General features: G+C 29.8%; 24 protein-coding genes. All 24 read right to left on the bottom strand.

The features are described 5' to 3' along the window. Nucleotides 1-7: 7 nt before the first annotated feature. Nucleotides 8-1,357 carry an O-antigen ligase gene (locus IHE43_RS06275; RefSeq protein ID WP_192187158.1) on the bottom strand — a complete coding sequence of 450 codons (1,350 nt, stop codon included), beginning with the start codon at nt 1,355-1,357 and terminating at the stop codon, nt 8-10. After that, entirely contained in the window at nt 1,357-2,439 is a 1,083-nt protein-coding gene (locus IHE43_RS06270; RefSeq protein ID WP_192187157.1) for a glycosyltransferase, read from the bottom strand. Before IHE43_RS06270 ends, IHE43_RS06275 begins: the two co-directional genes overlap by 1 nt. Continuing rightward, nucleotides 2,436-3,563, bottom strand: coding sequence for a glycosyltransferase (locus IHE43_RS06265; RefSeq protein WP_370526698.1), 1,128 nt, complete (start codon nt 3,561-3,563; stop codon nt 2,436-2,438). The genes IHE43_RS06270 and IHE43_RS06265 overlap by 4 nt, the downstream gene beginning before the upstream one ends. 2 nt (nt 3,564-3,565) lie before the next feature. Further along, nucleotides 3,566-4,570 (bottom strand): hypothetical protein, encoded by a 1,005-nt coding sequence (locus IHE43_RS06260; protein WP_192187156.1) that lies wholly within the window; start codon nt 4,568-4,570, stop codon nt 3,566-3,568. 38 nt (nt 4,571-4,608) lie between these two features. Then, nucleotides 4,609-5,622 (bottom strand): glycosyltransferase family 2 protein, encoded by a 1,014-nt coding sequence (locus IHE43_RS06255; RefSeq protein ID WP_192187155.1) that lies wholly within the window; start codon nt 5,620-5,622, stop codon nt 4,609-4,611. A 3-nt stretch (nt 5,623-5,625) separates the two neighbouring features. Then, nucleotides 5,626-7,164 (bottom strand): glycosyltransferase family 2 protein, encoded by a 1,539-nt coding sequence (locus tag IHE43_RS06250; protein WP_192187154.1) that lies wholly within the window; start codon nt 7,162-7,164, stop codon nt 5,626-5,628. 14 nt (nt 7,165-7,178) lie between these two features. Continuing rightward, the gene (locus IHE43_RS06245; protein WP_192187153.1) at nt 7,179-8,327 is read right to left on the bottom strand and encodes a glycosyltransferase family 4 protein; all 1,149 of its coding nucleotides are present in this window, start codon (nt 8,325-8,327) and stop codon (nt 7,179-7,181) included. Between the two features lie 4 nt (nt 8,328-8,331). Further along, nucleotides 8,332-9,213 carry a hypothetical protein gene (locus IHE43_RS06240; protein WP_192187152.1) on the bottom strand — a complete coding sequence of 294 codons (882 nt, stop codon included), beginning with the start codon at nt 9,211-9,213 and terminating at the stop codon, nt 8,332-8,334. Continuing rightward, a complete protein-coding gene (locus tag IHE43_RS06235) occupies nt 9,213-10,646 on the bottom strand; it encodes an MBOAT family protein (protein WP_192187151.1) in 1,434 nt (477 codons plus the stop codon). Before IHE43_RS06235 ends, IHE43_RS06240 begins: the two co-directional genes overlap by 1 nt. Nucleotides 10,647-10,692: 46 nt before the next feature. Continuing rightward, nucleotides 10,693-11,769 carry a glycosyltransferase family 4 protein gene (locus tag IHE43_RS06230; RefSeq protein WP_192187150.1) on the bottom strand — a complete coding sequence of 359 codons (1,077 nt, stop codon included), beginning with the start codon at nt 11,767-11,769 and terminating at the stop codon, nt 10,693-10,695. After that, a complete protein-coding gene (locus IHE43_RS06225; RefSeq protein ID WP_225585420.1) occupies nt 11,751-13,163 on the bottom strand; it encodes a hypothetical protein in 1,413 nt (470 codons plus the stop codon). Before IHE43_RS06225 ends, IHE43_RS06230 begins: the two co-directional genes overlap by 19 nt. Next, entirely contained in the window at nt 13,153-14,103 is a 951-nt protein-coding gene (locus IHE43_RS06220; RefSeq protein WP_192187149.1) for a D-isomer specific 2-hydroxyacid dehydrogenase family protein, read from the bottom strand. The genes IHE43_RS06225 and IHE43_RS06220 overlap by 11 nt, the downstream gene beginning before the upstream one ends. After that, on the bottom strand, nt 14,084-14,782 hold the full coding sequence (locus IHE43_RS06215) for a cytidylyltransferase domain-containing protein (RefSeq protein WP_192187148.1): 699 nt from the start codon (nt 14,780-14,782) through the stop codon (nt 14,084-14,086). The genes IHE43_RS06220 and IHE43_RS06215 overlap by 20 nt, the downstream gene beginning before the upstream one ends. Beyond that, on the bottom strand, nt 14,782-15,939 hold the full coding sequence (gene neuC, locus IHE43_RS06210) for a UDP-N-acetylglucosamine 2-epimerase (protein ID WP_192187147.1): 1,158 nt from the start codon (nt 15,937-15,939) through the stop codon (nt 14,782-14,784). The genes IHE43_RS06215 and neuC overlap by 1 nt, the downstream gene beginning before the upstream one ends. A gap of 105 nt (nt 15,940-16,044) precedes the next feature. Continuing rightward, nucleotides 16,045-17,058: an N-acetylneuraminate synthase family protein gene (locus IHE43_RS06205; RefSeq protein WP_192187146.1), complete on the bottom strand. Its 1,014-nt coding sequence runs from the start codon at nt 17,056-17,058 to the stop codon at nt 16,045-16,047. Nucleotides 17,059-17,095: 37 nt separating this feature from the next. Beyond that, a complete protein-coding gene (locus IHE43_RS06200; protein WP_192187145.1) occupies nt 17,096-18,004 on the bottom strand; it encodes a glycosyltransferase family 2 protein in 909 nt (302 codons plus the stop codon). Continuing rightward, nucleotides 18,004-19,272, bottom strand: coding sequence for a UDP-glycosyltransferase (locus IHE43_RS06195; protein WP_192187144.1), 1,269 nt, complete (start codon nt 19,270-19,272; stop codon nt 18,004-18,006). The genes IHE43_RS06200 and IHE43_RS06195 overlap by 1 nt, the downstream gene beginning before the upstream one ends. Beyond that, nucleotides 19,254-19,868, bottom strand: coding sequence for a hypothetical protein (locus IHE43_RS06190; protein ID WP_192187143.1), 615 nt, complete (start codon nt 19,866-19,868; stop codon nt 19,254-19,256). Before IHE43_RS06190 ends, IHE43_RS06195 begins: the two co-directional genes overlap by 19 nt. A gap of 2 nt (nt 19,869-19,870) precedes the next feature. After that, nucleotides 19,871-20,971 carry a non-hydrolyzing UDP-N-acetylglucosamine 2-epimerase gene (gene wecB / locus IHE43_RS06185; protein ID WP_192187142.1) on the bottom strand — a complete coding sequence of 367 codons (1,101 nt, stop codon included), beginning with the start codon at nt 20,969-20,971 and terminating at the stop codon, nt 19,871-19,873. Next, nucleotides 20,971-21,894 carry a glycosyltransferase family 2 protein gene (locus tag IHE43_RS06180; RefSeq protein WP_192187141.1) on the bottom strand — a complete coding sequence of 308 codons (924 nt, stop codon included), beginning with the start codon at nt 21,892-21,894 and terminating at the stop codon, nt 20,971-20,973. The genes wecB and IHE43_RS06180 overlap by 1 nt, the downstream gene beginning before the upstream one ends. Continuing rightward, nucleotides 21,891-22,901: a glycosyltransferase gene (locus IHE43_RS06175; RefSeq protein ID WP_192187140.1), complete on the bottom strand. Its 1,011-nt coding sequence runs from the start codon at nt 22,899-22,901 to the stop codon at nt 21,891-21,893. Before IHE43_RS06175 ends, IHE43_RS06180 begins: the two co-directional genes overlap by 4 nt. Further along, nucleotides 22,898-24,133 carry a glycosyltransferase gene (locus IHE43_RS06170; RefSeq protein WP_192187139.1) on the bottom strand — a complete coding sequence of 412 codons (1,236 nt, stop codon included), beginning with the start codon at nt 24,131-24,133 and terminating at the stop codon, nt 22,898-22,900. Before IHE43_RS06170 ends, IHE43_RS06175 begins: the two co-directional genes overlap by 4 nt. Further along, a complete protein-coding gene (locus IHE43_RS06165; RefSeq protein WP_192187138.1) occupies nt 24,130-25,143 on the bottom strand; it encodes a glycosyltransferase family 2 protein in 1,014 nt (337 codons plus the stop codon). Before IHE43_RS06165 ends, IHE43_RS06170 begins: the two co-directional genes overlap by 4 nt. Further along, entirely contained in the window at nt 25,140-26,057 is a 918-nt protein-coding gene (locus tag IHE43_RS06160; protein ID WP_192187137.1) for a glycosyltransferase family 2 protein, read from the bottom strand. The genes IHE43_RS06165 and IHE43_RS06160 overlap by 4 nt, the downstream gene beginning before the upstream one ends. Nucleotides 26,058-26,138 lie beyond the last annotated feature (81 nt).

The raw sequence follows: 26,138 nt of genomic DNA, 5'->3' as shown, positions 1-26,138 counted from the left end.
ATAGAATTTAATCAATTGAATCTTCTGCTTTTTCAGGAATTTTAATGTGGACAGAGAGAAGCGTTAGCGCATAAACGAAGGCCGGGGCAGCTGTTCGCATTGCTGCGTGATTTATGGTTAAGAGCCAAAAAACAAAAAAAGACAAAAAGTACAAGTGTTGCCTATTGTGAATGTATAAAACAAAAGGAGTTATAAAAAGGATCAAAAGTCCTAAAATACCAAATAAACCATGTTCTGCAAGCATCCTAGTTATCTCATTATGTGAAGCGACTGCTACCCCGAGAGATTTTTCTCTTATTTCTTTTCCCATTCCCACTCCAATTCCGGTTATAGGATTATCTAAAAAATAAGTGATTTCAGACTCAATTATTTCCTCTCTACCACTTAATTGACTTTTCTTCTCTCTTCCTCTTGCATCCTGATTGGCATAACGTTTATCTATAAGTCCGCTAGTTTGGATAGAGCTATAGGTCCAGATGCCAATTCCCATTAAAGCTGTCATTATAAAAACCGGAATAAATTTACTTTTCCCTTTTGCATTTGAAAAAAAATACAATAGAACTAAAAGGCACGCAATCATAACAACACCTGTTATAATACCACCTCTTGAAAAAGTTACAATACCTCTATAACTTACAAAAAGCAACAAAAATCCATTTAAAATTATTTCTTTTTTAGTTTTTGAGAACAATACCAATTGGGTAAAAAAGATAAAAATTCCTAATCCTAAAATAGTAGAAACCTGATTTGGACCAAAACCACCAGATGTCTCAAAATTAGAAGCTGTCCCTGTTACAACATCTTTTACGCTAGGATTATACAAAAACAAATAAACCGTAGTAGTCAATATGGGCAATCCTAACGAGAGTACAATATTTTGCAAATCAGAAAACAGCACTTTTCTCTTAAACATATAGATTGCACAAATAGCCAAACATACTGGTCCCGACAAATTAAAAAACAATGCTTTTTTTACATCAATATCGTAGTCTGTTATTGTTGAAACTATTAAAATACCTGGAATCAACAGGATTAGAAAAAACCAATAAATGAATGCATTTAAAGAAAAATTACTGTACATCATACCTAACAACATAAAAAACATGACGCTTATTTTAACATATTCATTATTAAGATTTCCACCAGTCATTCTCAAAAAAACCTCAATACCGACTAAATATGCGGCTACCAAGAGGACTTCATTATTTTTATTTTTAGTCTTAAATACAAGGTAAAAACCAATTATCAGAATTAAAAGTGCCAATATTTTAGACAAAAAAGGTACTGCAAAAATAACCAAAGCAATAATGCAATGAATTAAAACAATATGTATGTAAGACAATCGAAAGCTCTTCATTATTTACTTTTTTTGTATGCTAAAATTAGATTTTCAATTACTGCTTCCTCAGAATAATTCTGTAGAACTCTTTTTTTTAATTTCTCTGCCAAGGTATTCTTCAAAACTTCATTGGTAACTATTTTTTTTAATTGGTTTTTAACTTCCAACTCTGAAAAAGGATCAAACAATAATCCATCGATCTCGTTTTGAATAAGAACAGAACAATATCCAACATTGGTAGAAACGACAGCAACATTTTCTAAAGCATATTCAAGTAAAGTTACTGGAAAACCTTCTTGTGTTGATGCTAAAACACCAATTGAAGCCTGAGATAAAATATTTTTAATGTCTCTTTTTTCTCCATACAGAAAAATATGATCCTCCAAACAACATGATTTTATAAAGTTTTTTAATACTTCAGAATAAGAATCAAAATAATCTCTCCCTATTAAATGTAAACTCCAACCTGAGTCAAATAAATTTAAATCAGTATAAGCTTTTAAAATTAAAAGGTGATTTTTAGGATTTTTTAAATTTGCCAGAAAAACTATTCTTTTTCCATCTGATCCTTTTAAGTTTGTCAATTGTTCATTTTCAGATATATTTTGAGAACTAGTGAAGTTAGGGACAAAAATAACACTAGAACAATTCATATTTTTCTTATTCCATTCTTTCAACTGAAGATTCACTACAAAAATAGAAGAAAAAAAAGTCGATAAAAAAACCAAAAATATATTCTGTTTTTTAGTTTCTTTTGATCTTGAGCCATAATGATCATGCCAAAATATTTTTACTCGTGGTAAAGTCAGCTTTACTAATACAGCTATAAAAAATGAAGAACTATGTGCATGTATGATATCTATTTTATTTTTGACCAGATATTTTCTAAGACGGAAAACAGCACTTAGGTCTACACTCTTTTTTCGTTGCAAAAATAAATAAGCGACATCAATATTTATTTGTTTTCTTAAGCCACCTTCTTTTCTCGTTGCAATTAAACCTGAGAAATCTATATTTTTAGACAGCGCGTTAGCATAGTTTATTGCCATTCGTTCTGCACCACCAAGTTCTAAAGAATCTATAATTTGTACAACTCTCATTTTACCAGCAGTTTTTTTATTTCGGATTCAAAAACTTCGGTTGTATATTGCTGTGACCAACTTGCAGCTAGTTTACTCTGTGATAAAAAGTTATCTCCACCTTTTATTACATTCTCAATATGAAATACATCTTTTTCTAAATCCATTTCAAGCAAAACACCCCTATTCCCGTAATCAAGCATAAAAGGTACACATGAGACTTTTGTCGCTATTGGAACACATCCCCAAAACATACCTTCGGCAATAGCTTTGGGCCAGCCTTCACTTTTAGATGGCAAAATAACAAAATGACTTTTTTGATAGGCTTCTTTTATTGTTTTCTGATTTTGGTTTCCATTTAAAAAAATATAATTTTCTAGTTTATTTTTCTTAATATACTCTTCCAAAGCAATTCTTTCATTTCCTTCTCCATATAAGTTCAGAATTACATTTTTATTCTGTTTAATAAATTGTTCAACTAACTTTATGGCATACATAGGATTTTTCCCAGAAACAAGGGTTCCCACAAAAATAAATTCTATCGAATATTTAAAATCTGTTTTATTAGGCAACAATTTTTCTGATTCTGAATATGTAGCTGTAAAAAAAGATTTTATGTTGTTGGACTGATGCTCCCAATCTCCGTATACTAAAACTTTCATATTCCGAGTTAGAAAAGAATTATTCAAAATTTTCTTTTGTAAATTATAGGTCCAAGGCTGGTTACTTTTCGAGTCCCAATTTCCAGCGTATTTGGCAGTCTTTATTTTTCCCGGGAATAATATCTGAACTAAAGATCCTATCAAACCAACATTCCCCGGACAACGTAAATGAATATGATCTGCATCATTCATTGCCCAAAATATTTGCCAAAAAATTATTGGTAACTTAATAAACGAAACCATGTTGCTTTTAAAACTGGTAAAACTAAAATCAGGAACTTTTCTAAAATTAATCTTATTATGACTATATGCAATATCAATTACTGCTGGATTTCCATTTAATAATGGCCCAACAACTATCACTTCATCAACATATTTAAGCCAAATATTCATTTCCCGAACATAAGGAGCATAGCCAAAATATTCATTTTCCTTTTGAATATGGTTAACATGGGTTATAATTGCAAATTTAATTGATTTCAATGCTATATATTATTTTCCACAATAGACAAAATTCTTTTGATATAATTTTTAGGATGTAAGTATACATCGGCCCACAATCTATTGTTTTCACCCATTTCTAAATATTTTTTTTCCGCCAACAGATTTTCAATTTTCTCAGGTAGCTCCAAATAAGAACTTCGTGAGATTAATCTTTCGTAATTTACATGTTCATTAAAATTATCAACTTGAATATTTAATGGAGTAGTTACAACAGCTTTTCCATACAACAAATACTCCCCGATTTTCCATCCAGGTGTATCTTTAAGTCCGTCATCAGCAATGCAAATGTCATAATTATTTAAAAGCTTAAGGTAATTATTTTTATTAGACTGTTTAGAATCTAACAATAGATCTGGTGCTAGTTCACTTGAAAAGTTATCTGCCAACAAACCAACTGATGCCTTTTTAAATGTTTTTTTTAATAAACGACAAGCATTAATTCTAAATTCATTTTGATTTCTCCGACGTTCTTTTTCATCCTCATCTTTATGACTATCAGGATTCCATAATCTTGTATGAAAAATTATATTTCCTCCATTATCAATGTTTTTTCGAGGATATCTTTGAATATCTAAAATACTATGCGATGCATTCGTAAATAAGGCATACCTGTCTATTGCCCGTATAACCTCTGTTCTGCTAGATTTATCAAACAATAAATCTTTTTTTAAATTCATTAATAACAAATGACTTTTATATGTTATTGATAAATTAAAATTCAAAGGATATATATTATTAATGTAGTTTTCTGAACGAAGAGACCGTTTAAAATAAAAATCAAAATTTTCTGAAGAATCTATAAAATTCGAATCATCAGAATAATCAAAAAAAACAGTTTTACTATTTACATGCAATATTGCCCCATTGTACTTTACAATTTCATTTTTAACAATGTTTACTTTTATATTTTCTTCTTTACAAAAATAAAAATAGGAATAAATGAGTTGATTTAAATGTGGAGTCCATAGTAATAATTCTAATTTCATAATTTCTTACTTATACGTATATTTATCCTCTATCCTCTTTATTTTCCATTATAATTAGATAATGCAGGTTTATTTAATGTTAAACTCAACCAACCAATAGTCCTACCAACTGCCTCTGTTAAAGCTTCTTTCCGATTAGATCCTGTAACTGAATTACTAAATCGAATTAAAGTAAGCACTAAGGTTATCATATTCCATTTGAACCGATCTCTAAAGGAAGGATTAGGGTTTTTTACGTGCCAGACATACCATCCGTTCCTTACCACCATTTTACCATATATATATTGATTTGGTCTTCCAGATAAGTCATGAAAATGATCTAATTTTGCTTTGGTATTCAGATATAATTTTCCAATTTTTGCGACTCTTAAGGTAAAGTCGGCATCTTCATATAAACCGTAGCCTTCAAAATAAGTGGAAAAAGAAAGTTTTTCAAAAACTGATTTTTTAAAAGAAGAAACCCCTCCCATTAATTGCTCTACTTCATAAATTTTATTACTTGGTGGCAAAAAACCAACGCTTCTTCCATGCGAAAATCCTGGCGAAAATCCTGGCGGACAATCACTATCCAGATTCAGTTTTTTCCGAAGCACAAAACGACTTCCATCTTTACGTTTCCAGCCATCAAAATAAAATTCATTAATTTTAGGAATATAATTTTCTGCTGTCTTTTCCCATTTTATCTCATTACATATATATCCCCCAACACCCAAAGCTTCTGGAAAAACTTCATAAGTATTTAGTAAGTTCTCAAAATAATCAGGTTCTAAGACCGTATCATCGTCTAAAAAACAAATAATTCCAATATAATCACTAACTTTTTGAATCCCAAAATTTCTTTGTTTGGTTAAGCCGCGATTTTGAGCATCAACCAAAAAATATTTTAAATTTTCAAATTGATTTTTGTTTAAGATAGCTCTCGTTTCATCATTTGTAGATCCATCAATAATTAAAATTTCATAAGGGTATACAGTTTGTGTTTGAACCGACTGCAGTAATTTCAACAAAGGCTCAGGACGCATGTATGTACAAATAATTAAGGAAAATTTCATGGTTTATTTATGTCTAACACCTAAATTGTTTAATTTTTCAGCATAAAAAAGAGATTTTTTAAACTGAAGATTCTTGTATGGGATTCTTAAAAATCGATATAATAGTCCTTTTTTTGAACCTTTAAAAAGATATAAAAAGAAATGTTTATACTTATACTCTACTACTTGTTTTGGTGTAAAATGTTTTACTATTCCGTACATTATTGTTGGACTGGGTACAGGACGAATAAATTTGACCGGAGTATCTAATTCCCAAGGTTGGACTTTTCTTTTCTTTCCTAAAACCTTTGACTGATTTCCCCAAAATCGATATCCACCCATTGGTGGCTTTAAATGTAAGTTCGCAGAAAACGGATTATGAATTACAATTTGTCCTAATTTTACTAATGACATTCCAAAATCACTGTCTTCACCATAACCGCCATCAAAATTAATATCGTTACCAACTAGTTTTCTGACATATTCTTTCTTTACACAAGAATTTGCATTACTAAAACCAGGACTTGCTCCTACTTTCCATCTTTTCTGCCCTAATTGCTCTAATTTATTCTTTAAATCTGTCAATACTTGCTGTTGATTATCTGCCCGAATATCTAGCCCGTTACAGGCAACCACTTTATATGTTTGAAGTATTTTTATATGATTTTCTATAAACTCTGGCTGCACCCTAACATCATCATCTCCAAAAACAATATAATCTCCTGTACACAATTCTATTGCTTCATTTCGTGCTCTACAACTCCCTTTTGTTTCCTGCCACTTGACGATTAGTTTAAAAGGAAATTGTTTTTCATTATATAATTTTTCGTTTCTTGCATTTTCTGGAGTTGCATCAACAATAACTACTTGTGATACAGGATAAGTCTGAAGTGCTAGATCTTCCAATAATTGTAAAGTAAAATCCTGTCTCATCATTGTCGGAATAATATAACTCACTGATGGATTTCCTTCTATATTTAATAGTTCACGTGGTTTAACAATTGGTTTTTCAGATGATTGTTTAAAATTTTTTTTAGCATACAAAAAGGCATTCCATTCTTTCCACTTCCAAAATCCTTCTCGATATAACATAAAAACAGAATGATCGATTTTGAAGTTTTTTCTAAAAAAAACATATCGGTCTTTCACTGAGATTTTAATTTCTTCTATAGCTTTTTCCTCAAAAAGTCCTTTTATATATAAAGGAATTGCAGCTGAATTTCGTAAAGCGTTGTAACCAAAATCTAATGCCTTCAACTGAACATTTTCATATTCATCATCAAAACCTTTTAAAGTTTCCCAAATTGATTTACGCACAGCAAACTGATTAGGGTTAACTCTCCAGCTAACGCATTCATCGAGATTATTAAAATCATTAATAAACATAAAAAAAACAGCTGTTTGATATACTAACTCTGGAAAAGCATTTTTATAACCCTGCTCAAATGAGCTATGCCAAATATCACCTGCACCAAAGGCAAGGCGTTCTAATTTATTAAAATCAGGTTGCCCACTATAAAGAATAATCTCTCCCGTACTTGTTATAAATTCTTTCAATTTCATTTCTATAATCTTAGTTATTGTTTTTTAAACTGTTTATAAAAATCAATATTTTGCTTTACTAACACCTTTACATCAAAAGATTCTTCCACCCTTTTTCTCGCCAATTTTCCAACTTTTGAGCATTGGGTTTCATCTTTTAAGAGTGTAGCTACTTTTTTTGCAAAAAGATCATGATTAGTTGGATGTACTAAAAAGCCATTCTTTTCATCTTCAATTACTTCGCATGCCCATCCAATATTTGATGCAACAATTGGCTTTTCCATAGCCATGGCTTCTAACCATGCAACAGGAAACGCCTCAGCAAAAGAAGGAAAAACACAAATTGCTGCCTCTTGAATTTTCTGTTTTATTTCTACATGAGGAACACTCCCCAAATATATTACGTTAGCTATAGCTTTATTTGAGAATAATTTTTGCATCATTTGCCAGGTAGATGGATTTCCTGAAATAATATCCGGAACATCTTTACCAACTAAAATTAATTTGGTTTCAGGATTGCTTTCAATTACTTTATTAAAAATTAAAGGCAATTCTAAAAGTCCTTTTTTGCGGATTAAGCTTCCAAAATATAAAATGCTTTTTTCTTTTTGACCGTAATTAGTATTAATTTCAAACAAACTGGTATCAATAAGATTTGGAACAATTGTAAATTCATTATTCAAGTCAAAAACTGCATTTGTCAAATCTGCAGTAAACTGACTTACTGATAATAAACCATCTGCCTTTCTTAACGCTCTTTTTTCATGAAATCTATTTATCCTTTTTACAGGCCGATTATCCAAATGACAGAAATAAGTATCAGAACCATGTAATCGGATTATAATTGGGCATTTATTTGGGTTAATAAATGATGTAATTCCAGTCCAGTCAGGTGCTTCAATTAAATCAATTTCCTGGGTAGAATATAATTTATTGATTATTCTTTCTAATTTTTTTCTTGTCAGAAACCAGGATAATCCTTTGAATTTTACATTTTTAATCTGTTGAATCAAAATTCCATTATCATCAAAAAAAGCATCTTCTTTTTGACCATAAACCAACACTCGAACCGAAATACCTTTTCCTAAAAGTGCGGTCGCTAAATTTTTAATACTTGTACCTATACCTCCAGAATTACCTGTTTTAGGGTGCGGATATTCTGGTGTTAAAAAGGCTATTTTCATGGTTTTACTTCTTAAAAAAATCTTTTAAAATTCTAGCTGTAAACATCTTGGCCCCTATATCAGTCATATGTCCACAAGACGAAAAATATTTATTTTCTACAACTACATTCTCATAATTATGAATTTCGGGATATCCCTTTTTAACTTTATCAAAATAATCCATCCCTACAACATTTTCGCACATTGGTGTCATAACCACAATAAAATTAATATTGTTTGCTTTACAAATGCTTTTAATTTCTTCGTAATATTTATTGTGAGGTAAAGGATTTAAGTTGACAATATTATTCTTCATATTGCCATTTTTGTATTTTTTTAATGGATAGAATCCAAGATTATCAAGAGCGTTTGTTGTTTGATTCGTTACAATTTTATAGGTTTCTCTAAATCCTATTTTTGCATCATATTTTATATATCGGTAAAAGGGAATATAATAAAGCTCTTTAAAATTTTCCTGAGATGCAAAATGATTTTTTATAACTTCAGAATTATGAATAAAGGGTAGAAATTTAGCAGAGACTCCTTCAGATTCCTTATCATTAGATAGATTTAAATCAGCTTCGAGAATGACATTTTTAATTGTATATTTTCTTTCAATCATCAATTTTAGCATTAAAGAAGCTTCAAACAAATGCCCGCCACTCATACCATAATTAAAAGTTTTCAATCCTTTATCTTCAAACATCATCGAAACAAAATGATTATTTGCTCTCGACGATCCTAAAATAACGACATCGTATCGCTGTGGTTCTGAATTGAAAACATTTTCTATTTTTCCTCTATTTTTAGATTGCAGAAACACTTTCGTATATAATCCGTCCAGAACAACTGCTATTAAAGCTGTTACGATTAAAATTTTGGTTGTATAAATTAAAAAGCGTTTCATTAAAACTGAAAATATATAAATTCTTTATAATCTGAAAAAGTTCCAAAAGCCATTATTGTAACAATGGCTAACGCGACTTTTAACAAGTTTCTTTTTCCTGAAAGAGGTTCGATTTTGCTACGATTAAACCATTCGACCAAAACAAAAAGACCAATCATTCCTAATAATTCATAACTATAACGTTCATTATCTAAATATTGAAAACTAAAATCTCTACTAGTTAAAATTCTTTTTAGGTATAAAATAGCATCATTAATTGTTCTAGCTCTAAAAAACACCCAGGCTATGCAAGTCAATAAAAAAGTATAGAAAATACTAAGTATTACTTTTGCCGAATCAAAATCAAATTTTAGCTGAATTGCATCCATATTATTTCTATTACTATTTGACAGAAGCAATGGTAAAAAGTAAACAGCATTAATGAATCCCCATGCAATATAAGTCCAATTGGCACCATGCCAAAAACCGCTAACTGTAAAAATGATAAAAGTGTTTCTGATTTTCATCCATAACCCTCCTTTACTTCCTCCTAGTGGAATATAAAGATAATCTCTGAACCAAGACGAAAGCGAAATATGCCAACGACGCCAAAACTCGGCAATATCTCTCGAAAAATAAGGATAATTGAAATTCCGGAGTAAATCTAAACCAAACAATTTTGAAACTCCCAAAGCAATATCAGAGTAACCGGAAAAGTCGCCATAAATTTGGAAAGCAAAGTAAATTGCTCCCAGAATCAATGAAAAGGAATTCATTGATTGATAATGATCAAAAATTGCATTTGCATACATGGCGCAAGTATCTGCAATGACTACTTTTTTTACTAATCCCCATACGATTTGATAAATACCTTCTTTAGCTTTTTCCAGATCAAATTCTCGCTTTACTTTTATTTCAGGTAATAAATGTGTGGCTCTCTCAATGGGACCGGCCACCAAAAGCGGAAAATAGCTGACAAAAAGAGAATAATCTATAAAGTTATATTCAGCCTTTATTCGCTTAAAGTAGATATCAATTACGTAAGATAAGCCATGAAAAGTATAAAATGAAATTCCGACCGGAAGAATTACATTTAATAAAATTGGACTTGCCTGAACACCAACTGAATTTAATAATTCAGCGAATGAAGCAGCAAAAAAATTATAGTATTTAAAAATTCCAAGGAAACCTAGATTGATACTAATACTTAACCAAAACCAAAACTTTCGACTCTTATCAGATTTGCCTTTTTCGATTTGAATTCCGGTATAATAATCTAGAAAAGTAGAGAAAACCAATAAAAATAGAAATCTCCAATCCCAACAAGAGTAAAAATAGTAACTAGCAACAATTAATAAAGCATTTTGTGTGCTTTTGGTTTTATTAAAGACAAACCAATACAAGAAAAAAACGATTGGTAAGAAAATAGCAAATGCTAATGAGTTAAAAAACATATATATTGTTAATGAGAACTTTAATAATTTACAATTGATTATTTCCCTAAATTAACTCAAAATAATTATCTACCATTTTAGTCAGAGAAAAAGTTTGCAAATTATCATTAATAACTGATTTATTTTCTAAAATTAGATTTTGATTAAAAATATTTAATAAAATCTTTTTCAATTGATCCGTTTTGGATGCTTCAAATAAAAATCCATTTTGATTTTCCTTTACTAAACCAAGAACATTTCCTTCATTTTGAGTTGTTATAACTGGCAAATTACAAACTAAACTTTCAAGAACAGTATAACAAAATGTTTCGCCATGTGACGGATGTATCAAGTAATCATAATTACAATAAACTTCACTTAAATTTGACACACTCCCTTTAAAATTAAAAACATCCTGAAGAGAAAAATGTCTAATCATTTTATTTAATTCATCCTTGTAATACCCATCGCCGTAAATATCAATCGAAAAAACAAAGTTGTGTTTTTTATGAATTTCATTTACTACGGTTATTAAGTCTTGAATTCCTTTTTCTTTTCTTAAATGACAGGCAACAATGAACTTGTTATTTGAATTAAACGAAGTTTTTTGTTTAAATTTTGAAAAATCTAAACCATTAGGAATAACCGAAATTCTATCCTTAATGTAGTAACCAAAGTCTTTTATAAGCTCTTTCTTACTGTATTCTGACACACCTATAAATACATCAATGTATCTTGAAAACAGCCCCCCTTTTACTCGTTTATTTATCTTCTTTTTAAATGAATAGCCATTTAAAGGTCTTGGGTTATGATCAACTGCAATAACTATGGCATTGGATATTTTTTTTAGTTTTTGAAAAAAAGGAGTACATAATTCTATAAAATGCGTAATGATATGAGAGTACTCAGTTTGATTTTGTTTACAAAAAACAAGGAAATTATTTTCTACACTTTGATTTTCATTACTATAAATAGTCAAATTTGGATAATGTTCATGCATTCCGTGATTTGGAAAAAACCAATCAACGTCGATTCCATTCTCTTTGCATTTTTTATTAAAATCCCAGAAAAAATAGTCCATACCCCCTATTCGTTCGGGTAGGAGTTGATAATTACAAAGAATGGCTATTTTTCTTGACTCCATTTTCTTAAGATTGTTGCAATTCTTTCTGAAGTTCCTTCAAGTGGTTTTCCTATTTGAAGTTGAATTAATTGCTTTCTGTTTTCTAAGTCTATATCTGGATTCTTAATATATAATACTATTGAATCTATTAGTTCTTGCCTATTTTTAACAATTCTGGTTGCATTGGACTTTATCACATTTTTTATATGCGCATAGTGCAAAAACCTTTGATCGTCATATAACCCATTTTCTAAATTCCCAAAGGCGGGATTAATCACAGGTTTATTAAATTGCATAAAATCAAGACTCATGGTGGAAAGCATATTAATATTCAAATCTGAAAATTCTAATATACTCCTCAAATCGATTATATCTTCAATTGTCGGAACTCTTTGAGACCATTCTTCCTGATGATTTTTTCGTAAAAGTTTCCATTTAGGAAAATTCCACTTAATGAAAGGATATTTTTCTAACAAATCTTTAAATCGTTTTCCATCTTCAGCTGGAGAAGTTCTAACCAAAAAATTAACTTCAGGGATTTTTTTATCTATAATAGCATTGGCGATAGTATCAATATACAATACATCATTTTGACTAGTGGAAACATCACCACAACTAAAGCAAATAGTTTTAAGAGATGTGTCCATATTGAATTTATTTATAAAATCTATATTACGGGATTGATACCTGTCTAAAACATAAGGTTCAAACTGAGGAGTTCCTACAACTTCAATTTGATCATTAACAATAGAAGAATAAAAATGCAAGAGTTCTGATTTCATTAAATCACTCCAAACCAAATAATAATTAAAATTTCCAGACATCCTGCCTTTAGAAGCTAAATTATCCCAACTAAAAATAAAAGAAGCGGTTTTTATTTTAAATTTTTCTGCCTGATATATTAATGGAGCTATAAAAGGAGGCCTTTGATGAGTAAAGAATAAAATATCAATATTTTCATTTTTAAGAATGCTTGCATATTCTTTAACGATTGTATTATTTTTAAAGGAGTTTTGTTGCCATCTATTGAATCTTTGAATCCATTTTTCGGAATTCAGAAAGGATGAAATTTTAAATATAAGTCGGGTTGAATACCCTCTAAAGCTTTTCGCTTTCGATTCATTTTTCTTCAAATTTGAACTTATTCCCTCATTTTCGCTTTTGTGCAGTTGTAAATGTGCTACTTCTTTTATTTTCCTAAAAAACCAAGTAGGAAATTTTTCTTCAAAAACAGGCAACTCAATAATTTTAAAAAACACTTCAACATCTTTGTAAGCTTCCTTTGGCAAACAGGAAAATATAGTTATTTCAGTAAAAGATTCCTGAGCCTTCTGACAAAAATCAGTAAGTACAAAGTTTCTAAATCCAACCCCGTCTGTGATAACTATCCCCAATTTACTCATCTTAATTTCCATTTATCATTTTAAAAAACTTTCCAACTACAAATTCCTCTGTCATTTCCATTGACTCATAAGTTGCTCCTGCAATATGCGGCGTTAATATCACATTATAGTTTTGTTTCGCCAACATTATCAATCTTTCATTTTCTAAGTTATTCTTAGAATTAATTTCGTTTTCTAAAACATCAGAAGCATATCCTTTAATCATTTTTTTTTCTATGAGTTGGCATAAATATATTTCATCAACGACAGCACCTCTTGATGTATTTATTAAAACCGCATCACTTTTAATTTGGTCCAATAACTCGCCATTAACAAAATGAATGTTTTCATGGTTTAATGGAATATGTATCGAAATTATATCGGCCCAACTAAACAGTTCTTTTGGATTATTAAAACTCTTATAATTTGTTTTTTCTATATTTTTATGATCATAAAAACCAATTTCCATTCCAAATACTTCTGCATAACTGGCTACTTGTAGACCTACTCTTCCAAGTCCTAATAAACCAATTTTTTTTCCTTTTAGATTATTTCCTTTAAATAAATCTCTTCTCCAAAAACCATTTTTAACATCATCAAATGCTTTCGTCATATTACGCATCAGAGCCAAAATTAATCCCCATGTATGCTCTGCGGTTGAAGGAATAGAACTCAAAAAATCGTACTCTCCTTTCAAAGAAATAACTTCTCCTCCTTTACTCTGAAAATAGTTTACATCAATGTGGTCTAAACCAGTCGTAGCAGTTAAAATATATTTTAATTGGGGAGCAGAATCAATAATTTTGGCACTAATATGAAATCGAAGCCTTACAAACAGAATATCAGCATCTTTTAAGTAATCCTGCAAGGAGTTTTCATCCTGAACATCTAACAAAATTACTGTTCCAATTTCTGAAAGCAACAGTAAAGCTTGCTCACTAAAATCCTGAGATTCAATTACAACTATTTTCATTTTTCCAATCTTCATACAACATTTCAGCTATTTTAAAATCACGAAAAGAATCAATATTCACTAACCAATTTGCATCCATCACATAAGCTTTCTTATTTTCAACCATAAAAGATTTTTCTTTTAAAAAAGCTTTTACTCTTACTGCATAAAAACATCCGTTTCTGAAATACACTGGCTCCAGATCTTGTCTTCTTTTACTTTCTCCTTCATTAACAAAAGGAATCAGCTTATTATCTTTCTCTAAATTATACATTCTTGCAGGATGATAATCTTCTAAAGGAACTACACTAATAACTCCATCAATAAATTCGTCTTTTTCAAAGATTGTTATTATGTTTGCTAAATCAACTGAGGTTCTAAGTGGTGATGTTGGTTGCAATAGAACTATTAAATCAAATTTCTGCTCCAGCTTTTGATAAACTTCTGCAACAGCAGTTACAACATTACTTGTGTCCTGTGCTAAACTTGCATGTCTTTTAATAACTTCTGCCCCAAAGTTCAGGGCAATATTCAAAATCTCATCAGAATCTGTTGAAACAATTGTTTTCGTAACCTTATCACACTTTTTAGCACACTCGATTGCATGAGCTATCAGAGGCTTCCCCCCTAACAGTTTAATATTTTTCCCAGGTACACCTTTGCTCCCTCCACGAGCTGGAATAATTGCTAAAACTCTCATTAATACATAATAGTTTTATGAAACTGCAAAGGCAAATCAGCTAGTAATTTGGCTATTTGTATACCTGCTTTTCCATCTCCATAAATAGAGGATGAAATAGTTTTCCCTTTTTGGACTGAAGAAACAATTGCAGCTTCTATCTCTTCCTGTGAATAATCCACATCTACACTGTTTCCTCCGCGATCTCTTCGATTTTGACGTGACCCAATATTAATTACAGGAACTCCCAAGAAGGCACATTCTCTAATACCAACACTAGAATTGCCTATCAGGCAATCGCTATGCTTCAGTAATTCTAAGAAATCTTTTCCTTCCATGTTCTTGAAAAAGTGGACATTTGGCAATTGATGTTGCTCTCTATAAGCACGTATTCCTGTAGACGTTCCGTCGGCTCCTGCATCTACATTAGGCCAAAACCAAAGTGTCGGTTTATTTATTTTGTAAATAGCTTCTAGTGTAGCTTCTATATGTTTTCGAGAATCTTTATATTCTGTAGTAACAGGATGTTGCATTACAACTAAATATCCCTGAGATAAATCAGGTGTTGCCCCCACACCTCCATATTTTTCGTAAGGATTAAAAGGAAGATTTTTACTGTGAATAATCTCTTCTGCTAAATCAATAGAAGGACAACCTGTATTAAAAACCATAGCCGGATCTTCTCCTAATTTTATAACTCTATCCTTAGCACTCTCAGAAGCTACAAAATGGTAATCAGACAACTTTGTTATGGCGTGACGTACTTTTTCATCAATATTCCCGGTAACTTCACCTCCTTGTATATGTGCTAATGGGATATTCATATAAGAAGCTGCAATAGCAGTTGCCATTGTTTCAAATCGATCTGCAACAGTTACTACAATATCTGGTTTTAGGTTATCAAAAACAGTAGATAATTCCAAAATACCAATTCCAGTGGTTTTTGCTGCAGCAGTCAAATTCTCTCCTTCTAATACATTAAATACCTTGGCCGAAATTGTAAAACCATCTTTTTCGATAAAATTCACAGCAGAACCGTATCGATCCAATAAAGCTGAGGCCGCTACAACCAAAAGCAATTCTAAATCCGGATGATTTTGAATAGCTGATAATACTGTTTTTACACGACTGTAAGAAGGACGCGCCGTGATAACCACAGCTATTTTTCTTTTTGGCATTTTTAATTTATTAAAGGGCTAAAGTAGTAAAAAGAGGAAAGGTAAAACGTAATTTTTTAGTATTATCAATTGAATTTTATAGGATTGACGGAACTTAAACTTAGTTTATAATAAATCAGCCTCATTCAAAAAATCCCATTGCTTTAAATCTTTATTCAATGCCTTCCCTATTATTTCCTGAAAACGAGAAGCGTCTATTCCTAATCCTTTTGGCTTTTTTGATTCTAAATCATCAAAAGTCAAAATATGATTTTTAGGTAAATCTTTGTTGACTGCCAATGATTTTTCAAAAATTTGCTTCAGTGGAGAGTAGGATTCGTTATTATTTTTATCAATACTATTTGATAAAGCATTAGCTATATTCCGAACAGAAATTACTAAATCTTTAGTCTCTGAAATTGTCAAAGAAGATTTTGAATCCGGACCAAACATCTGTCTGTCAAAAACAATGTGAAATTCCAGAATATCAGCTCCAAGAGCAGTTGCAGCAATACAAGTTTCTATTTTTGCAGAATGGTCTGAAAAACCAACCGATACATTATAACGACTTTTCAATTCGTGAATAACATTTAATCCATATTGTTCTGGTTGAGTTGGATACGCTGTGGTACATTGTAAAATTGAAAAATCTACATTTCTTTCTTTCAAAAAAGCAACTGTCTGATCTAATTCAGAATATGAACTCATCCCTGAAGATAAGATTATATGTTTGCCTGTTTGTGCAATTTTTTCTAAAATTAAAAAATTATTGACTTCGCCTGAACCAATTTTGTAACATTCTACACCCACTTCTTCTAGCCATTCAACTGCCAAATTACTAAAAGGTGAACAAATAAAATCTAATCCAACCTCATCACAATGTTTTTTAATTCCTTTCCATTGTTCTAAAGAAAACCCCATACGCTTCCAATAATCAAATCTTGTTTCATCTTCCAGGGAAAACTTTACACGAAATGGTTCGTGTTCACTGCTTTCAGCTTCGGCAATATGCATCTGAAACTTTATAGCATCAACACCAGTTTGAGCAACAGCGTCAATGTAAGAATGTAAAATTCCCAAACTGCCCTCGTGTGCCTGACCAATTTCGGCAATGATATAAGGTGATGATTCTGATTTCATATTTTAATTTTCTTACTTGGTTTAATTAACAAAATAATTATTTTTCAGGCTTCCAATAGATTTTAGCATCTTCTAAATTTTGAAAATCTTTATATTCCTGCATTGACAAGCGATTAGCATTTTTTATAATTTTAGGAAAAGAAAACAGCAAATCAAATAAAGCTAAAACAAGGGCCTTTAAAGCTTTTAAATCACCTTTAAATACCTTTGATTTGAGTTGTATCCAAATAGAATAAACCATTTTTCTTGGAATAATTGAAATAGGATAGAACAAAAAAAATAAATACCAACCGGATCGCAATGATCTTTGTAATCGTAAGGCATAATCATTATTGTTTTTTCTGGTTACAACATCAACTCTATGATTTACCAAAACATATGGTAAATAGTGTATTTCCCAATTCTTTTTAAATAGTTGATAAGAAGCAAAATCTTCTTCCCCGTAAAAAACAAACCATTCTGGATAATTTGGAATATCTTTCCATGCTTTTATTCGCCAAACATGAGCACAGCCTACAAAACTTTTCATTCTTGTTGGCTGATCATTAGAAAAAACATTATTAGGACTTTCTTTAGACCAAAAAACCCTAAACCCTAGCAATCCTGCTTTTTTATTTTTTTCAAAGTATTCCTCAATATTTTCCAAAGGTTTCTCAGTAACAAAATTTGCGTCGTCGTCTAATGAAATAGCAAAATCTGTTACAGTTTCATTTAACATCTTATTTCGGCAATATAAATATCCTTTAGAAATTTTATTAGTATGTAAAACAATTTGAGGATAATTTTCTTTTACAAAATCCGATGTTCCATCTATCGATCCATCATCAAATACAACACAAACTATCTTCTCTTTATCTAATAGGTTTTGAATTTTTTGAAGAGTGAAAGCCAAATCATCTTTACGATTTTTGGTGGTAATTAAAATTGAAAAACTCGAATTTAGCATTAATTAACAGGTAATTTGTTTATTATTTCTTTTAAATGTTCGACCGATACATATTCTTCAAGATCTTTTCTATTTAGTTGTAAATCATCAGGATTTCTTTTCCATATTTGATATAGTTTCTCAATCAGTAAGGCAATTCTTTGTACATCATCAACTTCTGACCAAAATTCATAATCTTTGCCTAACAATCTTTTCGTTTCGCTATAATATGGACCCAGAGAAAGGATTGTCTTATTAGCTTCAACACAATGAGGGAATTTAGCAGGAAGAAAAGGACTAATTTCTCCTTTTGCTTCTAAAATTATATTAACTGATACATTTTTTTGTAAATTATAGACTTCATCAAAAGGTTTGTTTCCACTATGAATATATAGTTCAGGAATATTTTTTTTATAATTTTCCAGCATTTCATTATGATAAGAGGCATTACCTAACAATAGAAGTTTTGCATCTATTTTTGCATCTGGATTTTGTTCCAAAAACAGATTAAAGCCTTTTATCAAACCTTCAGGGGATCGCTGTTTCATTAAATTTCCAGCATGGAGCAAATTGAATTTCGAAACATTAAAGTAAGATGGAAAAGAAGTATTTTGAATTTTATATCTTTCATTTTGATGCGGAATAATAATTCCTGTTTTTTCAAAATTAGGAAAATAACTACTCATCCATTCTTTCAATAATTCACTAGGAAATGCACTATGCATGGCTTTTAAAGAAAGCTCTTTAAAAAATTGTTCTTTTTGACGATAGCTTGATTCTATCCAATTGTATGGTCTCGGATAAAAATGAAAAGGAAACGGATCATGCACATATGCTATCCATTTTTCGTGAAAATGAGGTGTCTTAAGTACTGCGTAATGTGGTCTAAAGCTCGCCCCTTTACTTAAAGTTAAAACTAAATCCGGTTTAAATTCATTTTTTTTCAATGCTTTTTTTATACTCTTGGTATCATTAAAAAAAGAAAATGAAAAACCAAACCATCGTTCTAAAAAAGGAGCTAAATTAACTTTTAAATTTCGGCTTACAACACGCTGTAATCTGCTTAAAAAATAAGTGACACTTGTTTTTATTTCAGCAATTGCATAAGTGTTTATATTTGTTAATTCAATATCTCTTAACGTATAATGGCAAACCAAAACTTCGAATCCTGCCAGCCGTAAATTATTAATTAGTGCAACATTGGCTTTAGATCCACTACTGTCTTCTATATTTATCGAATCTACAACTATGAGTATTTTTTTCATTATTGTTACCAATTTATTCTCCAATCAACATCTTGTTTTACTACTATTGCAGGGTTACCTGCAATAATAGTTTTATTCTCTAAAAAACTCTTTGTTATTACACTGCCTAACCCAATTAAATTTTCACTTTCAATACATACTCCTGGGGCAAAACATGAAGCTGACCCAATATAAATATCATTTTTAATTTTAATTGATAAATCTTTGGTTTTTAATTTTGTGTGAATGGAACCATGTGTCCAAAACTGGCTACCTTTACCAGCAATCCAGGTGTTATTACCTATTTCTATATTATGATACAAATCGAAATAATGATTATTTATAATTCTTGAATTTGTACCAATAGAGAAATTAGCACTTCCCTGAAATACATTCCCAGAATGAATTGAAGTTTTCTGTCCTATTGACAATTCTTTGCATAAAATTAGGTTATTGTTCGCAATGTAAACATTATCTCCAATTGTTACTTTATTGCAGTTTATTATGACTTTCCCAATTTTGACATTTTTTCCAATAGAATAGCCAAACATTTTTTCTAATAAAAAAATCCTGAGCGAGTTAGAAGGCATATGTTTTATTATCTTTAAAAACAAAGATTTTCCTTTTCTCTTATTAAACATAGTTAACTACTTAAATAAGTGACTATTTTATCTGCGGCATCTCCATTTCCGTAAGGATTCCCTAGATTTTCAAAACCTTTAAAATTATTTAAAATTTCCTCTATTGTGTTTATTATTTTGTCTTTATCTGTTCCTACCAAAGTTGAAAATCCTGCTGTTACACCTTCTGGTCTTTCAGAAACTTCTCTGGTAACCAAAACAGGTTTTCCTAATGACGGTGCTTCTTCCTGAATACCTCCAGAATCTGTCACAATTAAAAAAGATTGCTGCATTAACCAAACAAAAACAGGATATGAAACAGGAGGAATTAAAAGAATATTTTGTTTGTCAGACAATAAATCATAAACTGTTTTTTTTACATTTGGATTTAAATGAACCGGATACACAATAAAAACATCTTCTCTTAGAGAAATGTCTAAAAGTGCTTCACAAAGATTTTTTAAACCTGATTCAAAGTTCTCTCTTCGATGACCTGTCACCAAAACCATTTTTTTATTTTCTGTAATTTCCTTTTTTAATTTTTCAATTTCGGGATGGCTATATTCAGGTTTACCAATTTTATTTGTTGTCCAAAGTAAAGCATCAATTACGGTATTACCTGTTTGAACAATATCTTCTTTCAGAATTCCTTCAGTTAATAAATTTTCTGTCGCTTCAACTGTTGGTGTAAAATGTAAATCTACCAGTCTGCTTGTTATTTGTCTGTTAACTTCTTCAGGAAAAGGTGCCTTTTTATTATAAGTTCGTAGCCCAGCTTCTACATGACCTACTTTTATGCCTAAATGAAAAGCTGCCAAAGCTACCATTGAAGAAGTTGTTGTATCCCCATGAACTAAAACTAAATCTGGGTTTGTTTTTCTAAGGACAGTATCTATTTTTGATAAAATAAGTGCACTTAAACTATTTAAAGATTGGTTCGATTGCATTAAATCTAAATCAAAATCAGGTTTAATTTCAAAAAAATCCAAAACCTGATCCAACATTTCACGATGTTGAGCTGTTACACACACAAGAACTTCAAAATTTTCCTTTTGTAGCTTATGATATAATGGTGCCATTTTAATTGCCTCTGGACGAGTTCCAAAACAAAGGAGAATCTTCATTATTTAAATCTTTTTTTTAATTTATAAATGGGCAAACGTAAAGGATAAGATTGATAAAAAAAAATCCATTTTAAACTTTTAAAAATACTTAAATCCAAAATATTTAATATTCTATTAAACAAATTATACTCTTTGAAACCAATAGAAATAGTTATGAAGTATTGAATCAATGAATTTGTAAGTAATTGTTTTTCTTTAAGATTCTGAACAACTAAAACAACTGCATCAGCTTGAGAAGCCATTCTAACAGGATTATTTTGAAAAAATTCACCAGTATTTGAATTGTCATGTTTTCGTCCATAAAATAAACACTTGTTAATCGATATTCCTTTAAATCCCGAAGATATTATTCTAGAATATAGTTCCCATTCTTCAGCATACATCAAATGTTCAACAAAACGATTCTTTTCAAAACATTCTCTCTTCCACATTACCGCACAGGAATTAAAGGGTAATTCATGATTTAAGATTCTTCTAACATCACTACTATCAATTTTAAAGGAGGTATATATTTTAGAATAATCAAAGCGATAATCAAACTCATTAAAAAAAACTTCTCGTTGATATCTACAGAATGAAACCTCAGTTTTGCTCAATTCTACTATGCACAATTCTAAATTTTGTGGATGCACAATATCGTCATCATCGAAAAATATGATGTAATCACCTTTTGCTAAATCAATACCATAATTTCGGCATCCAGGTAATCCTTTTTTATAATTATCAAGGCGTTTTAAAAACTTAAAACGAGAATCTTTATTTAAAACTGCAGTAATAACTTCTAAAGTATTATCGGTTCCCCCGTCATCAATTATTAAACATTCGAATTCTGAATAGGTTTGATTCTGAATAGACAGTAAAGATTCTAAAATAAAATGACTTCTATTATAAGTAGCCATGACTATAGTTACTTTTTTTTTCATTTAAAATAGGAATACTTTATTAAAGTTTTTATACTATTTTTATTTAAAAATGGATAGTAGTTTTTAAATATGAAAAAACAATGAAACTTACTTTTTTTTCTAGCGAAATCTGATACCATCAACATGATTATCTGATTTAAAAAAACTTTCCCGGTTGCTTTTTTATTTTGAAAGTTTTTATTTTTAGAAATATTCTCTTGAAATTTTTTAATAGTAGAATAATTTTTTATGATCCACTCAAATTTTATTTGTTGACAACTTAATATTTTAGTTTGCAATTCTGAAAAAACTTGAAAATCGTGATCTATAAAATTTCTTGAAAATTCAAAATACATCACCTCTATATTTTTTTTCCAAGTAATTTGTTTATCATTAACTGTTTTTATCTGATTCGTTAAACTATTCTCATGCTTTCTATAATTGTATAAAAACTGATCAAGTTTATAATATTTACTATGTAAGATAGCACGCAACCAAAAATCATAGTCTTCAATTAGAAATAAAGTTTCATTATAACCATTATTTTTTTGAAAGACATTTCGCCTATATAAAAAACAAGATCCTATAACATTTCCAAAAATTAAATTTTCTACTCTTAATAACCTAACTTCTCTTATTCTGTTGCCTAAATTATCAATTAAGAAAATATCACTGTAAACAATATCAGCTTCATTCTCTAGCAATGATTTTAAAAGTTTTTCTAAAGCATCAGGCTCATAAAAATTATCATCACTTGTCCATGTTATAAAATCTCCTCTTGCCTCATTATGTCCAATATTTAAACTTGCTGGTAACTTCTTATTTTCAAAATTGCTTAGAATCCTAATTCTATTATCTTTTTGTGCATATTGATTAGCGATACTCAAAGTGTTATCAGTAGAACAATCATTAACTATGATCAACTCTATATTTTTATGAGTCTGATTCACGCAACTTTCTATAGATTGAGATAGATATTTTTCACCATTGTATACTGGAAGAATAATAGAAATTTTTAAATCCTTCATGCTCTAAGTAATTGTAAATATTCTTTTTCCCAAATACTATCAATATGATTTTGTGAAAAATGCTGTTTTATAAAATCTTTCGTATTTATACCCATCTCTATTCTAAGTATAGGATTTGAATATAATAATTTAATTTTTTCTGACACTTCTTGTACATCATATTCTTTACAAATTAATCCCGTTTTTTTTTCCTTAATAGTATACTTTACACCCCCCGAATCAAAAGCTACAACTGGTAATCCACAAGCTTGCGCTTCAAGAGTAGCCAATCCCTGTGTTTCCCTTCTGCCATCTTTCAATGCAACTGCTGTTAACAAATAAACATCATGTTCCCATAATTCCTGTCTAACTTCTAATTGAGATTTTTTCCCTTTCATATAAACCTTGCCTTCTAGCTGGTATTTCGCAATTAAATTTTCGAGACTTGTCCGTTCTTCACCTTCACCAATGATTGTCAGTGTTATATCAAACCCTTTATTGATTAAGTCTGTCATAGCCATAATACAAAAATCATGGCCTTTGACTTTGTCTAAACGACCAACTGTTATTAGTTTTAATGTATTTTGACTTGTTTTATGTTCTGTATTGGGATAAAAAAAATCAGTATCAACACCCACAGGAATAATGGAAAGCAATTCCTTTGGACAACCTAACTCAATAATTTTATTAGCTAAATAAGGTGTATTGGCTGTTATTAAATCCGCATGTTTAAACAAATTATCGTAATAACCATTATTAAGAATATAACCATTTATGGGGAAAAAGGCATCATGACCATGAAAAGTAACAATTAATGCGGGTTTAAAACCTGTCTTTTTTAAAATATCTAATGGTTTAGAATTGGTTCCATACTGAACATGAAAAATATCCATATCACTAAACTTTTGAAAAAAAAACCATTGGTACAACCATGTTAAACTAAATTTAGGGAATTCTTTATGATATTTTATTATAGAGCTTAAATCTTGAAAATTTAGTATAAGTAAAACAATCCATTTAATTAAACGTATCAGCCTATTTTTTGGAATATTATAATCTTCAATAATTATTTTATCTAGCAAATCATACTCCTTAATTAAAATAGAATTAATTGCTGTATCATTATCCAGAAATTTTCTAATCAAAATTTTCACTTCATAGCCAAGCTTTATTGCAGTAATAATCTGTGCGACAATAAATGTTTCTGAAAGGTGTGGAAATTCAGGAACTTTAAAAACAATTTTTTTTGTCATAAAAAGCATTTTTTTATTAATGCCAAATACCTGCCTATTGCCAATCTTAATATAACATCCTTTCCCAATCTGTGAACTGCAAAAAAAGACTTTGGTTTTTGAAACTCCTTTTTTATCATTATAGTTTCGATAATATCATCTGCAACTATTCTTTTAAATTTTTCTACAGAAAACCCAATTAACAAGGTACTGGCGTACTCTAAATCTTTTAAAAATGTCTTTGAATGAATGACATCAATATTGTCATTTGGCCCATAAACAAATCTATTTATTAGAAATGTAATAATCTGCTCCTTAGCTTTCATTCGAGAATCCGCAAATAAGTCATTATACAATTCATACAAGTTACTTAAAAATTGATTCTTCAAATTTTGATCAAGTTTCATCCTTGTGGTTAAACTATTTTCGTGATATCTATAGAAATAATACCCAGGATTGTCGACTTTACAATAACTGCTATGTTTCATTGCACGCAACCAAAAATCATAGTCTTCTACTAAAAATAATTTTTCATTATATCCTTTATTCCTATCATAAACTTCTTTTTTATATAAAAAACAAGCTCCAATGACGCCATAAAACATTAAATATTCGATAGCCTTTAATTTGGCTTGTCCAGTAATAATGCCTTCATCATCTATAATTAAATAATCACAATAAACAATATCAGAATTAGATTTCATCAAAGTGGTATACATTTTATATATGGCATCTTTTTGATATATATTATCATCCGAAGTCCATGTAATATATTCCCCTTTTGCTTCTTTATGTCCAATATTTAAACTCGCAGGTAGTTTTTTATTTTCAGAATTATTTATTAGTCTCACTCTTTTGTCTTGTGCAACAAATTCGTTCACAATAGTCAAAGTATTATCTGTAGAAAAATCATTTACTACAATAACTTCGATTGTTTCATAGGTTTGCTCTAAACAACTATTTATTGCTTTTGCTAAATATCTTTCTCCATTAAAAACCGGAAGTATGATTGAAATAAGAGGGTCTTTCATTTAGCTTTTATTATTTTTTTGAAAATTCTGATGAAAAAAAAATCTTTGTGGAGAATTTCTTCTTTAAAAAAGAGTTGATTCTTCTTTATTATTTTTATATTTTCTTTTACAACACGTTGATATAAGTATTTTTTTGAAATACTCACCAACCTTGTACTTTCTCCAAAATGGATTTTAAAATATGACTCTATTAATTGCCAACTTATAATAGCATGTTCTAACTTTTTTTCATTATTTAAAACACTAATATTATCTATATGATTTCTTCTATAATACACCATAACATTTGGTACAAATACAACTCGATTTGTTTTTGTAAATATTCTGGCAAAAAATTCTCCATCTTGATTTATTACTAATCTCTCCATCCAATTTCCTGAATTAAGTACTAATTGTCTATTTAGTAAATAGGTATGAGCGGGCAAAAAACCACCCGACAAAGCCAGGGCATCAATAAAATCTAAAATAGAATCGAAATTTCTATAAACGTTTAGTTCTTTATTTTCATTGTTAATATTAGAAAGATTTTCAAAAAATTGCCATTTGCATATAGCGATCGTATTTATATCACATTTTTCAAGTTGGTTTACCTGTTCTTCAATTTTATTTAATGATATGTAATCATCTGAATCTAAATATTGAATATACTTCCCCTCACTCAATTCAAAACCAAAATTCCTGCATGCATTTGCTCCTTTGATTCTATCAGCTGGACGATGATATAATTTAAACCGAGAATCTAAATCAACATATTTATAAATTACAAATTCAGTATTATCCGTAGAGCCATCATCCACTATAATACACTCCCAATTAGTATAAGTTTGGGCTAAGATACTATTGAGAGTTTCACCTATTAGGCTTGCCCTATTATAAGTAGGAATAATTATAGAGACAAGTGGGTTACTATTCATTTAAAAATTCTTTTAATTTATTAATCTAAAATCTATTTTGAATTCTTTTTATATTCATTTCCTAAAAAGCTAAACCCTTAA

This window comes from Flavobacterium sp. MDT1-60, from assembly GCF_014844035.1.
GTDB lineage: Bacteria > Bacteroidota > Bacteroidia > Flavobacteriales > Flavobacteriaceae > Flavobacterium.
This window is presented reverse-complemented; position numbering and strand designations above follow the sequence as displayed.